We start from the raw sequence: 13,297 nt of genomic DNA, 5'->3' as shown, positions 1-13,297 counted from the left end.
ATGTACATAAAGAAAATGAAATCGGATTTTGTGGCTTTTCCACTGTTCAATAAAAACAATAATTCTTTTTATATAAAATCTTCTTATCGTTTATTAGTGTGTTAGTAATGTTAGAAAATGGGATATCTTTTTTCTTGTTTTATTTGATGTTCTATTTTTATCAACAAGTTTTTAACATTATTGATAAGTTAATGAATTGATTTACAATCGCTATTTATTTTGCTGTTTTTTCTTTCCATATTTTTTTGTCAGTTTTTTATGACGGAATTTTGGTTAGGAACTAGCGGTTCATCGGATGGATAAATAATCTAAAAGTTCTGGTAAATGTGAATATGATGGCTTCTTAACAAGTTATTCTTTTTATTCCACTGACTTTTTACAAAAAAATCCACATATTTAACATGTTTTTCCACCGTTTTGACGGAAGATATCAATAAATAATTTTTTCAATATGACGAATGTTGATTTCTTAGTTGTGGGTTCGGGTATTGCGGGTCTGAGTTTTGCCTTGAAGGCCGCAAAATATGGTAAGGTTCTGATAGTTACGAAATCGAACGAGGACGAATCGAATACAAAGTATGCACAAGGTGGTGTAGCCGTCGTTGTGGATAAGTCAGACAGCTTTGAAAAGCATATCGCTGATACTCTGGTTGCTGGTGATGGTTTGTGTGATAAAAAGGTTGTGGAAAACGTTGTTAAGGAAGGTCCGGAGCGGATCAAGGAAATCATTCAATATGGAACTCATTTTGACGAAATAACAACAGGTAGTTATGATTTAGCGCGAGAGGGCGGACATTCGGAACATCGTATTTTACATTATAAAGATATTACGGGTTTTGAGATTGAGCGGGCTCTATTGGAGCAAGTTCATCAGTCTGCCAATATTACCATATTAACCCATTATTTTGCTGTTGATCTCATTACTCAACATCACCTCGGCTTATTTGTTAATAAGACCAGTGACGATATTACCTGTTATGGGATTTATGCATTAAATACGTTGACAAATGAAGTTGAAAAAATCTTAAGTAAGATTACTGTAATGGCTTCCGGCGGAGCCGGGCATATTTATGCATCTACTACGAATCCGGTGATTGCTACAGGGGACGGCATAGCAATGGTTTATCGGGCTAAGGGAAAAGTAAGAAATATGGAGTTTATTCAGTTCCACCCTACCTCGTTGTATAACCCCGGTGAGTATCCATCATTTTTGATTTCAGAAGCGTTGCGCGGATTTGGTGCCGTTTTAAGAAGGAAGAATGGAGAAGAGTTTATGTATGAGTATGACGATCGTGGATCGTTGGCGCCGAGGGATATCGTTGCGCGAGCAATAGATAATGAAATGAAGAAATCGGGAGACGATTACGTTTATTTGGATATTACGCATCGCGATAAGGTGGAGCTTTTGAAGCATTTTCCGAATATATATGCAAAATGCCTTAGTATTGGTATTGACCTTACGAGGGATTATATACCCGTGACTCCCGCTGCTCATTATCTTTGCGGGGGTATCTTGGTAAATGAATTCGGTCTTTCCTCTATTAATAATCTCTACGCCTGTGGCGAATGCTCTTCTACCGGTTTACACGGCGCTAACAGATTAGCTTCCAATTCATTATTGGAAGCTTTGATTTATGCCCATCGGATATTTGAACATGCAATAAGCGTTTTTGACAAGATCACTTTACCTCTTAATATACCCGATTGGGATGACACGGATACACAGCTATCAAACGAAGATATTTTGGTTACGCATAATTTAAGAGAAACACAGAAGATTATGAGTGATTATGTTGGTATTGTACGTTCGGATTTTCGCTTAGAACGTGCCATGCGGCGACTCAAATTACTTTATGAGGAAACGGAAGAATTCTATAAGAACACGAAATTGTCTGTGAAACTGTGCGAGCTTAGAAATGTCATCCAAGTTTCGTATATTGTCATTAAATCGGCAATGGCTCGGAAAGAGAGTAGAGGTTTACATTATACTACAGACTATCCGAATCATTCAAAGGAGCTGATAGACACTGTTTTTTAGGTATATGGCATTAATAAAGGCTGTTTTAAGTAAGACTCCAAGCATTGGCGTTGATACATTTATTGCAGAGAACGCCACCATAGTTGGTAATGTAACGATAGGGAATCATTGTTCTGTATGGTTCAATGCGGTTATAAGAGGGGATGTAAATTATATTAGAATAGGCGATTATTCAAATATACAGGATGGTGTGGTGATTCACGGTACTTATTTAAAGAATGGAACGGATATAGGAAGTTATGTGAATGTAGGACATAATGCTATAGTTCATGGCTGTACGTTAAGGGATCATTGTTTGGTGGGAATGGGGGCAATTGTGATGGACAAGGCGGTTATTGAGGAATATGTAATTGTAGCGGCGGGAGCGGTTGTTTTGGAAAACATGGTGTGTGAAAGTGGTTTTTTATACGCTGGTGTACCTGCAAAAAAGATTAAGCCCTTAACAGCCGAACAAAGGACCTTGTTAGATAAATTGCCACACAATTATGTGCTATATGCTAGTTGGTTTGGGGTGGATTAGCTTCCATCGACTTATCTTCACTCGGTATATCGATGACTTCCTCTTGTTCCCAATTAGGTCTAACCGTGATTGGTTTACTATGATACCAAACCTTTTCAGGCTGTGTACGCTTTTCTACATCAGCTGGGTCCCATTTATTATTTCGATTTATATCATAAACGATTCTAATTAAGTACTTCCCACCCGGAAATTGCTTGAAGACGAGGCGATCGGATTTCCGAATGGCAGTTGAGAGAAAGATATTTTCCTTCTTTTCGTTTGTTATCTGAACGAGGTATTGATTTCCAATGGTATCAGGTACATTTAATTTTAGAATAACGTCTCCAAAATTTTCCGTTTCGTCCAGTGTAAACTTTCGCTTTACAGCCTTTGATTTTTCACCAAAATGGCCTTGAAACGCATTCTCTTTTAGATCCAATTCATAGTTTCGTTTAGGGCGCCAATTGTACCGTATAATGTACGATCTATTACTGCTGGTATCTTTTACTAGTTGGAAGTTAGTACGTGAAACGGAATCTTCCGTAAGTATTATGTTTTGTTTGTCAAACGACTTTATGGGAGCGGTGCTGTTTAATATGATGTGTTTTATTTTGTTAACCTTCTGGCTATTGATATTATCGGTAATAATGAGATCCCGATCGTACTTTTCATTTTTGCTTCGGCGAATGGTCGTTGAATCTAAGACCTGATTGTTTTCGGTAATACGTACTTTTAAAGAATCGAAGGTTAATTCACTTAGCCACATCGAAGCGCTATCCCGTGTAGAACTATAATTTACAATTTTATCCTGATCTAAGGAGTTTGGGCTAAGGACCTCAATATCGGGGTTTGTTATAGGTCTATTAAAAATGAAATTTATCGTACCATTTTTTTCAATTTTACGGTCGAGCAGTCTGAAAGTTGTTGGAACAGGTTTAGATATCGCTAAACGAATATTACTAGTGTCCTTGTTCAATAAGAAGGAGTCAGTTAAAAAGCCAATTTCCTCGTCTGTTCCGTTAAATATACGATCATTATTTTTTTCTTTTAGAGCATAAATGCGATATGTATCTTCTTTTAGATTGTGAATCTTGAAATTGCCTGCTGAATCGGTAAGCGTAAAAATATTCGCTTTTCTCTTACCGAATATTGAATCTTGCCGGGTAGGTATAAGCATAACCGTCACCTCCTTTTCCTTTTCTAAAGTAAGTGCGTTGCTGACATTACCTGATATATTAAGTGAATCTATTTGATCGCCAGTAGCAAAGACATAGCTGTAATTTAGTAAAGGATTTCCCTCGTTATAATCCCCGAGGGCTTTTCCAAAGTTTATGGTGTATGTTGTTTTTTCTTCCAGGGTATCAGGTAAGGTAATGACTAAGGATTTCTTCTTTATTTTATAAATTGGAATTTTATCCATATCAGGCGTTACACTGATTTCTTTCAGTTCGTTCTGAAGTTTAACAAATTCGTCAAACTCGATAACGATTTCTTTGGATTTAAAATTTCTGCTGAGGTTGATAGGCGTTTCTTTTAAAACTTTTGGAGGAATGCTATCCTTTGGCCCTCCCATCGGTTGCTGTATGCTTGCACAATGCGTATTGAATAATAAAGTGACGAAAAGAATGAGTAAAATAAGGTAATTTGTATTTAAGCTTATTTTTAAGCCTTTTAACACGTTTTTCTTCTTTTTGGAGATTAGCATCGTTTTTTAAAAGATAATGTCTCTTATCGCTTTATTTAATTTTTATATAACGTATTGATATTCAATATTTTATATTAATTTGACATATGAACCATAAGAACACTAACGTCAGCTGGTGATACGCCGGAAATTCGAGAGGCTTGACCGAGCGTTCTCGGTTTTATCTTTATAAGTTTTTCCCGAGCTTCTTTTGAAAGGGATATCAGTTGATTATAATCAAAATGCGGATTAATTTCTTTATCCTCCATTTTCTTCATTTTATTTACAATCTCAATTTCTTTATCGAAGTAGCTATCGTATTTTACCTTTATTTCGGCCTGTTCTATTATTTCCTCGGAAAAATCAGCGAGCAAGTCCTTTAAGCTACTATTTGCTTCAGCTAAATTCCAGATATTTACCTGAGGTCGAGTAAGGACATTGAACATTTTTATATTTTGGGTGAGTGGACTGGAAGATAATTTTTCCAATATTGGATTCATTTTAGAAGCTTCAACAGACGTTTTGCGAAGGTACTCTACTATCTCATCAGACTTGCTAATTTTAGTTTTCACTTTATCTAAGGCCTCTTCCGAAGCTAAACCAAGTTGATGGGCCAATGGTGTTAGTCGAATATCAGCATTGTCCTGTCTTAAAAGTAATCGATGCTCTGCTCGAGAAGTAAACATACGATAAGGTTCTTCTGTACCTTTTGTCACTAAGTCATCAATCAAAACACCTATATAAGACTCTGATCTTTTAAGTATAAGTTCATGTAGATCGTTAATTCGTTGATGCGCATTTATACCGGCAATGAGGCCTTGACTTGCTGCCTCTTCATAGCCGGTGGTGCCATTAATTTGTCCTGCAAAAAATAGGTTTTTTACCTTTTTTGTTTCAAGTGTTAAATCCAATTGCATTGGCGGAAAATAGTCGTATTCAATCGCATACCCAGGTCTAAACATTTTGGCATTTTCAAAACCTGGAATTTGCCTCAAAGCTTTGAATTGTACATCTTCAGGCAGTGATGTGGAAAAGCCGTTAACATAGATCTCGTGGGTTCTCCATCCCTCGGGTTCAACAAAAATTTGATGTCTATCACGTTCTGCAAAGCGATTTATTTTGTCTTCTATAGAAGGACAATACCGAGGGCCCAATCCTTTAATTCTGCCAGTGAACATCGGTGATTTTTCAAAGCCTTCTTTTAAGGTATCATGAACATTGGTATTCGTATAGGTGATCCAACAGCAGCGTTGCTCTTGAGGTAAATCAATGGATTGATAAGAGAAGCGACCTCTTTTCTCGTCTCCCCACTGCTCTTCCATTTTGGTATAGTCGAGCGTTCTTCCATCTACACGAGGAGGTGTTCCCGTTTTCATGCGACCAGACTCAAAGCCAATTGAGATGAGTTGCTCGGTTAGTCCAGTGGCGGCCTTCTCGCCCGTTCTACCTCCACCAAATTTTTTTTCACCGATATGAATAATACCATTTAGAAAAGTGCCATTCGTTAATACAACTGCATCCGCTTCGATTCGTATTCCCAGTGACGTAATAACACCTTTTGCTCGTCCTTGATCTACAATAATTTCTTTAACGGTATCTTGCCAAAAGTCTATGTTTGATAATGATTCCAATTGGAGTCGCCATTCTTCAGCAAAACGCATTCGGTCGTTTTGCGACCGCGGGCTCCACATGGCCGGACCTTTAGATAAATTCAACATTCTAAATTGAATGGTGGTTTTATCAGCGATTATCCCGGAATAACCACCTAGCGCATCTATTTCGCGAACTATTTGACCTTTAGCAACACCTCCCATGGCAGGATTACAACTCATTTGAGCAATTGTACCCATATTCATAGTAATGAGTAGCACTTTTGATCCTAAGTTAGCAGCCGCTGCCGCCGCCTCGCATCCGGCATGGCCGGCACCTACAACAATAACATTATATTTTGAAAACATAACTCGTCGTGTTTCACGTGAAACATTTTATTATGTTTCACGTGAAACGTTTATATTAATTCTCCTAATTCTATCCAGCGAACACTCTTTTCTTCTAGATCGTTATTTAGTACTTCTAGTTCTTTCGAAAGTATCGTAATAAGTTGATGATCTGTAGTAGATAGCAATTGTTCGGTTTTTTCTTTAATTGTAAATTCTATATGTGCAATTTCCTGCTCTAAAATCTCAAATTCTCGTTTCTCTTTAAAAGATAACTTGACCTTATCTTTTTTAGGTTCAGTAGTGTTTGATGTTTTTGTTTCTTTCTTTACTGGGTTTTCCTCTAGTTTGAAATCCGAATAATTTCCATTATAGATTCTTATTGGCTGTTCTTGCTGAAAAATGAATAATTGATCGGTAAGTTTATCAATAAGGAAGCGATCATGTGAAACAAGAAGTAAGACTCCCGTATAATTTTCTAAAAAATTTTCTAAAACATTTAGGGTATCGATATCTAAATCGTTGGTTGGTTCGTCCAGTATAAGAAAGTTGGGATTCTTGATAAGAACACGCATTAATTGAAGCCGCTTCTTTTCGCCGCCACTTAGTTTTTCAACTAAATTGTATTGCTTTTCGGGAGTAAAAAGAAAATGAGTTAAGAGCTGAGATGCAGTAATGGTCTCCCCTTTTCCGGTTGTGATGTATTCAGCTACTTCTTTGACAACATCAATTACTCGTTGCTTTTCGGTGAAATTTAATCCGCCCTGCTTATAATAACCGAAAACAGTTGTTTCCCCTGTGATGATTTCACCACTGTCAGGTAACTCTTGACCGGTAATTAAATTGAGAAAGGTAGATTTACCGCTACCGTTTTTTCCTGCTAAACCGATCCGATCTCCTTTCTTGAAAATGTAAGAAAAATTATCAACTATGGTATGCTTTCCGAATGACTTATTAATATGATTCAGCTCTAATATTTTATTACCTTGTCTACTTAATTTAATGTCTAAACGAAGGCTGTCCTTTCTCTTATCACTTTTTGTTTTTTCCTCCAAATCGTAGAATGCATCAATTCTTGCTTTTGACTTGGTACCGCGTGCCTTGGGTTGGCGACGCATCCATTCAAGTTCCTTTCTTAATAAGTTTTTATTTTTCTCTAGAGATGCCGTGTCGGATATTTCGCGTTCTGCCTTTTTTTCTAAGAAATACCCGTAGTTGCCTTTATAAGAATAAAGGTTTCCTTCATTAAGCTCCTTTATTTCGGTGCAGATATTGTCTAGAAAATAGCGGTCGTGCGTTACGAATATAATAGTTTTCTGTCCGATCGTTAGCAAATTTTCCAACCACTCAATTGTTTCAATGTCTAAATGGTTGGTTGGTTCATCTAATATATATACGTCCGGTTCGTCTATTAATAACTTGGCTAAAGACAGTCTTTTTCTTTGTCCACCTGAAAGTTTGTTGATTGGTTGTTCTAAATCAACAATACCCATTCTATTCAAAATCGTCTTAATATTATTTTCAAAATTCCAGGCATCTTTAATGGTAAGTATATCTGCCAATTCCTGTAGACGGGGATTACTCGTTTGCTCTGTTCGTATAAGAAAATCATACTCCTTTATGAATTGCTGGATATCGTTGTCTATGCTATAAATAAAATCTGACACTAGTGTCAGATTTTCAAAGGAAGGTTCTTGTTCGAGATAGCCTATTTTCAGATCTTTGGTTTTTACTACTTTTCCTTCGATAGGGATCGTCTTTCCGCTAAGGATTTTTAACAAGGTAGATTTGCCCGTTCCGTTAATGCCGACAAGCGCCACCCTATCCCCCTTCTGCAAACCAAAAGTGAGGTCCTTAAATAGCCATCGATCACCAAAGGTATGGCTTATACGCTCTACTGATAATATACTCAAATTATAATATTGTTATTTGTTATATGTAAATATTTATTTTACAAGTAGTTATGTATTAAAATGCTAATTTTATGTTGGCCACCATCTTTTACCATAACTATCAAGCTTGACAGTTCTTGAAGTTATTTATCATACTAAATTGCGCCTAGCCACACGCATTGGGACTAACTATCAAAGAATACCTAAATTTTTGTAAAATTAAGTAATATCTGTCAATAGAAGGGGGTATTGAATATATTAATTGAGCTTATGGTCGGGAATTAAATGGAATTTAGGAATGACTACATCAAATACCGCTCCGTCTATTTCCCTCAACATTTGATAGCTGCCCTGCATACTGCCCATGTCGCTCTTCAAGTTGCATCCTGATACATATTCATACCGTTCTCCAGGCGCAATGAGCGGTTGCTGGCCAATTACTCCTTCACCTTCTACTTCTCTATGTGTTCCATTTGAGTCAAATATAAACCAGTGTCTTCTTAATAATTGAACATTGTAGTCGCTCATATTTTCTATGGTGATTTTATAAGCAAACATGAAATGTTCGTTTTCCGGATTTGAATACTCCGGTTGGTATATTGCCTCTACCGAAACTTTAACACCTTCAGTAATTTCAGTAACCATTCTTTTCTTATTTTGAGGCAATATAGGAAATGGAGAATTAAAATAGAAATACTCCGTTATCAATTTTTGTTCATTTATACATCAGTCGTGACGTCCGCGAACTGAAATGCTATCTCATCTAAAACTTCATTAATCTCCGGTACTTTATCTAGGCTTACTAGTTTCATTCTATATTCTTTGAAATTGGGAATACCTTTGAAATAGTTTGCGTAATGTCTTCTCATTTCGAATATACCTGTTTTCTCACCCTTCCATTCTATTGACTTTACGAAATGAGTCTTACACACATCCACTCGTTCTTTGATGGTAGGACCGTCAAGGTAGGTACCTGTTTCAAAAAAGTGCTTGATTTCGCGAAATATCCACGGATAACCGATAGAAGCTCTGCCAATCATGATACCGTCAATTTCATATTCTAAACGCCAAGCAGCGGCCTTTTCAACGCTATCTACGTCCCCGTTACCGAAAATAGGGATATGTATACGCGGATTTTTTTTTACCTTTTTGATCAAACTCCAGTCAGCATTTCCTTTGTACATTTGTGATCGTGTCCTCCCGTGTATACTAAGCGCTTGAATTCCAATATCTTGTAGTCTTTCCGCTACCTCATAGATATTCTTGGTATGATCGTCCCATCCAAGTCTTGTTTTCACGGTTACCGGTAAATGCGTTGCATTAACTACGGCTTTGGTCATTGCTACCATCTTATCAATGTCTTGCAATAAACTTGCCCCCGCCCCTCTACAAGCTACATTTTTAACCGGGCAGCCATAATTAATGTCAATGAGATCCGGTTTGGCTAAAGTGGCTATTTCAGTAGCTTCTTCCATACTTTTGATATCACTGCCAAAAATTTGAATACCGATGGGGCGTTCATATTCGAAAATATCTAACTTCTGCTTACTTTTAGCCGCATGTCTAATCAGTCCTTCGGAAGAGATAAATTCGGTATACATCATATCTACCCCATTCTGTTTACATACATACCTAAAGGGCGGATCACTCACATCTTCCATTGGAGCAAGCAGCAACGGAAAGGCTCCTAAATCAATATTATTTCCTATCTTGACAGACATTATCTATATTCAACTCAATCATTAAAATAATTTCCTCTACAAAATAAGCTCTTAAAGGCAGAGGAGAGACCGATAATTCCTTTTATATGCAACGCGATTATATTGCATATAAAAGGCAATTTATCTAAGTTTGCAAAAATATAAAAAATTGAGTGCTTATCCTTATAATCGTTCTGATAATCATCCAAGTATGTCTTTTCTTTACTTACTCATTACGGTATTGCTTTCTGCCACCGTTTTTAGTTTAGTGGGGGTGTTTATTGGTTTTTTACTTTTTGGGCGTGATGTTTTGCAAATAGGAGCCAAGGGTTTTACCGGATTAACAGCGGATGAGTTAAACTTTATCAGTATATCACAGATTTTTTCAGCGATAGGAACATTTGTGGTTCCATCCCTGTTGCTTAATCGAATAGAAAAGAACAACCGACCGTATTTTGATTTATCCTTTAAGCCTAATGTTAAGCTCTATGCATTGGTTTTATTATTAATGGTGGTGTTTTCACCCTTTTTTGAAATAACAATCTTATTGAACGAGCAAATGCATCTTCCGGATTTTATGAAGAATATCGAACAATGGATGCGCGCGAAAGAAGATGAAACCGGGGCTTTGACGAATGCCTTTTTATCCCGCAAATCTTTCACCGGGTTGATTATTAACATCTTCATGATCGGAATTTTAGCAGCCGTTGGTGAGGAGTTTTTATTCCGAGGATGCTTACAGAACATTTTTATTAAGTGGATCGGGAAGCCGCATATGGCGATATGGCTAACGGCAGCCATATTTAGCGCAATCCACGTTCAATTTTATGGATTTCTGCCCCGAATGTTAATCGGTGCTTTATGTGGATATTTATACTTTTGGGGACGAAGTATCTGGCTTCCGGTAACAGCGCACTTTATTAATAATGTATCAGCTATTCTTATTGCCTATTATCTTGTTAAATCAAACAAGCCTTTGGATTCACTATCATTTGAACTTAATCAGTGGCCTTTGGCGATCGCCAGCTTATTTGCGGGTATCTTCGTTCTGTATTTCTATAGACGAAAAGCGAAGCAAATAAATTAAAAATCATTATTACTCACATGAAAACGCGCGCAATAACAGGTTTTTTCTTCGTTTTAGTTATGCTGGCATCTGTACTTTCAGGGGCTTATGCATTTAGTATATTCTTTATTGTTTTAGCCATTCTTAGCTTAATCGAATTTTATAGATTAATAGATAAAGAGGGTGTAAAACCTGATCGTTTGGGCGGTACCTTATTGGGAATAGTTCTTTTTATAATCGTGGCACTACTGGATTTAAATTTTGTAACGCCTTCTGCATTATTGTATTCTGTTCCTCTTTTAGCCTTTATTTACATGCGGGAGTTATATCGAAAAAACGAACGGCCTTTTTACAATATCGCACTTACTTTTTTAGGTGTTATCTATGCAGTAATTCCTTTCCTGTTTTTTTTCAGACTCGGATTCCTGGGAGGTCATTATGAATACTATCTTCCTATGTCGTTCTTGTTTATGCTTTGGGCAAATGATACCGGTGCATACCTTGTGGGTATGAAATTTGGTAAAACGAAGTTATTTGAACGACATTCGCCTAAGAAGACATGGGAGGGCTTTATTGGAGGTGTAGCTTTAAGTGTTGGTGTAAGTCTTATTTTACACCATTATTATGCCAATCTGGCTCGCTGGGAGTGGTGTGTGATAGCGGTTATAATTTCTGTATTCGGAACCTGGGGAGATTTAACGGAATCTATGTTGAAGAGAAGTTTTCAGGTAAAAGATTCCGGATCATTGTTGCCAGGACATGGTGGATTATTGGATCGATTTGACGGCTTGCTGTTGGCGGCGCCTTTAGTCTATTGTTTTTTGAAACTGGTTGCCTAAGCACGAGGTGTTCGCAGTCTCCATCGGGCCGATCATATTTCTGCCTGACTTCAAGACAGGCAGAAACAAGATGTGATACTTTTTAGTTTGGGTCAGCGGTGTTTATAAGATAGCTGAAGAGATCATCAGCTGCCATTTTTTCTTGCTCGCCCGTAATCATCTTTTTTATAGTTAACATACCGGAGGAGAGCTCTTCTGCCCCTATGAATATAACATAAGGAATCTTTTTCTGGTCGGCATAAGTTAGCTGCTTCTTAAGTTTTGCAGCTACTGGATAAAGCTCACTTGCTATTCCGTTTTTTCTTAAGGTTTGGAGTAGACTCAACGCATAATCTTCGGTAGACTGATCAAAGTTTGTTACCAACACCTGCGTTGTTTTTGTTGTACTCTCCGGAAATAGATCGAGTTCCAAGAGTACATCATAAATACGATCGGCTCCAAAAGATATTCCTACACCGGTGAGACCCGGTAAACCAAACATTCCGGTTAAGTCATCATACCTTCCGCCTCCGCCTATACTTCCCATAGAAACTTCGTTGGTTTTGACTTCAAAGATGCTTCCGGTATAATAGTTTAATCCCCTGGCAAGGGTAATATCAACTTCTATATAGGGCAATGCATTGGCATCTAATTTTTGCGCATAAGCCAGGACCATTTCAATTTCTTCGATTCCTTTTTGCCCCATTTCTGAACTTTTCAATACTTCCTTTAATGTGGCTAATTTATCGACATTGCTGCCTGATAAAGTAATAATAGGATCTAACATTGCAAGCTCTTCCGTTGAAAAGCCTTTAGCCGCTAGTTCTTGTTTTACACCTACCAATCCAATTTTATCCAACTTATCGATAGCTACGGTCATATCGATAAGTAGTTCGGGCTTTCCTATAATATCCGCAATGCCGGCCAGTAGTTTTCGGTTATTTAGTTTAATGACGAAGTCTTTTAGACCGAGGGATGACAGCGCTTCCTGGTATACAAGGATAAATTCCGCTTCATTTAACAAGCTTTCTGAGCCAACCACATCTGCATCACATTGATAGAATTCTCTATATCGACCTCTTTGTGGGCGATCTGCCCGCCAAACGGGCTGGATCTGGAAACGCTTAAAAGGCAATGTGATCTCATTTTGATGCATTACTACATATCTAGCGAAAGGGACCGTAAGATCGTAGCGTAAGGCTTTTTCAGCGATAAGGGGCGTAATCGAATTTGAATGAAGTGTTGCAAATTTTTCGGCGGATATTTTTGAAATGAAATCACCGGAATTGAGTATTTTAAATATGAGCTTATCCCCTTCCTCTCCATATTTACCGGTTAAGGTTTGCAAATTTTCAAACGAAGGAGTTTGTATTTCCTGATACCCATATTTCCTAAATACGTCTTTTATTGTATTGAAAATATAATTCCTTCTCTCCATTTCAAGTGGAGAAAAGTCACGTGTACCTTTTGCTAAAGATGGTTTAATTTGTGCCATGGCACAAACTTAGATAAAATTTTACTCTTTCAGATTGCTTAAAGCTATTAAGCGGAGGGGTTAACCAACAAAAAAGGAATTTTTTCTAATCAACCTACAAATCAAACGGAGCATACAAACAAAGCTTCAAAATAAATGTTTTATAGAGACATTATTATTTATCCATTA

At 37.3% G+C, this 13,297-nt stretch carries 10 protein-coding genes; 4 read left to right on the top strand and 6 right to left on the bottom strand.

Going from position 1 to position 13,297, the window contains the following annotated elements:
• Positions 1 to 451 precede the first annotated feature (451 nt).
• Together nadB and E0E36_RS02760 are read left to right on the top strand one after the other, a co-directional pair.
• Entirely contained in the window at positions 452 to 2,038 is a 1,587-nt protein-coding gene (gene nadB, locus E0E36_RS02765) for an L-aspartate oxidase (RefSeq protein ID WP_130854630.1), read from the top strand.
• 4 nt (positions 2,039 to 2,042) lie between these two features.
• Positions 2,043 to 2,558, top strand: a complete 516-nt coding sequence (locus E0E36_RS02760; RefSeq protein ID WP_013664589.1) for a gamma carbonic anhydrase family protein — start codon at positions 2,043 to 2,045, stop codon at positions 2,556 to 2,558.
• On the opposite strand, the gene E0E36_RS02755 is transcribed toward E0E36_RS02760, so the two are convergent.
• From E0E36_RS02755 to dusB, 5 genes are all read right to left on the bottom strand, one after another.
• Positions 2,536 to 4,242, bottom strand: a complete 1,707-nt coding sequence (locus E0E36_RS02755; protein WP_130854629.1) for an Ig-like domain-containing domain — start codon at positions 4,240 to 4,242, stop codon at positions 2,536 to 2,538. The genes E0E36_RS02760 and E0E36_RS02755 overlap by 23 nt on opposite strands.
• Before the next feature lie 74 nt (positions 4,243 to 4,316).
• Entirely contained in the window at positions 4,317 to 6,179 is a 1,863-nt protein-coding gene (mnmG, locus tag E0E36_RS02750; RefSeq protein ID WP_130854628.1) for a tRNA uridine-5-carboxymethylaminomethyl(34) synthesis enzyme MnmG, read from the bottom strand.
• A 50-nt stretch (positions 6,180 to 6,229) separates the two neighbouring features.
• Positions 6,230 to 8,071: an ABC-F family ATP-binding cassette domain-containing protein gene (locus E0E36_RS02745; RefSeq protein ID WP_130854627.1), complete on the bottom strand. Its 1,842-nt coding sequence runs from the start codon at positions 8,069 to 8,071 to the stop codon at positions 6,230 to 6,232.
• Between the two features lie 237 nt (positions 8,072 to 8,308).
• Positions 8,309 to 8,695, bottom strand: a complete 387-nt coding sequence (gene apaG, locus E0E36_RS02740; protein ID WP_013664593.1) for a Co2+/Mg2+ efflux protein ApaG — start codon at positions 8,693 to 8,695, stop codon at positions 8,309 to 8,311.
• 74 nt (positions 8,696 to 8,769) lie between these two features.
• The gene (gene dusB, locus E0E36_RS02735; RefSeq protein WP_130854626.1) at positions 8,770 to 9,771 is read right to left on the bottom strand and encodes a tRNA dihydrouridine synthase DusB; all 1,002 of its coding nucleotides are present in this window, start codon (positions 9,769 to 9,771) and stop codon (positions 8,770 to 8,772) included.
• Between the two features lie 190 nt (positions 9,772 to 9,961).
• Here dusB and E0E36_RS02730 point away from each other — a divergent pair, with 190 nt between their 5' ends.
• Positions 9,962 to 10,837: a CPBP family intramembrane glutamic endopeptidase gene (locus E0E36_RS02730; protein WP_165446902.1), complete on the top strand. Its 876-nt coding sequence runs from the start codon at positions 9,962 to 9,964 to the stop codon at positions 10,835 to 10,837.
• Positions 10,838 to 10,854: 17 nt separating this feature from the next.
• Complete coding sequence (locus E0E36_RS02725) at positions 10,855 to 11,655, top strand: phosphatidate cytidylyltransferase (RefSeq protein ID WP_130854624.1); 801 nt, start codon at positions 10,855 to 10,857, stop codon at positions 11,653 to 11,655.
• A gap of 82 nt (positions 11,656 to 11,737) precedes the next feature.
• On the opposite strand, the gene hisS is transcribed toward E0E36_RS02725, so the two are convergent.
• Positions 11,738 to 13,129 carry a histidine--tRNA ligase gene (gene hisS / locus E0E36_RS02720; RefSeq protein ID WP_013664597.1) on the bottom strand — a complete coding sequence of 464 codons (1,392 nt, stop codon included), beginning with the start codon at positions 13,127 to 13,129 and terminating at the stop codon, positions 11,738 to 11,740.
• Positions 13,130 to 13,297 lie beyond the last annotated feature (168 nt).

Origin of the sequence: Olivibacter jilunii (genome assembly GCF_900607235.1) — a bacterium.
Taxonomy (GTDB): Bacteria; Bacteroidota; Bacteroidia; order Sphingobacteriales; family Sphingobacteriaceae; genus Olivibacter; species Olivibacter oleidegradans.
This window is presented reverse-complemented; position numbering and strand designations above follow the sequence as displayed.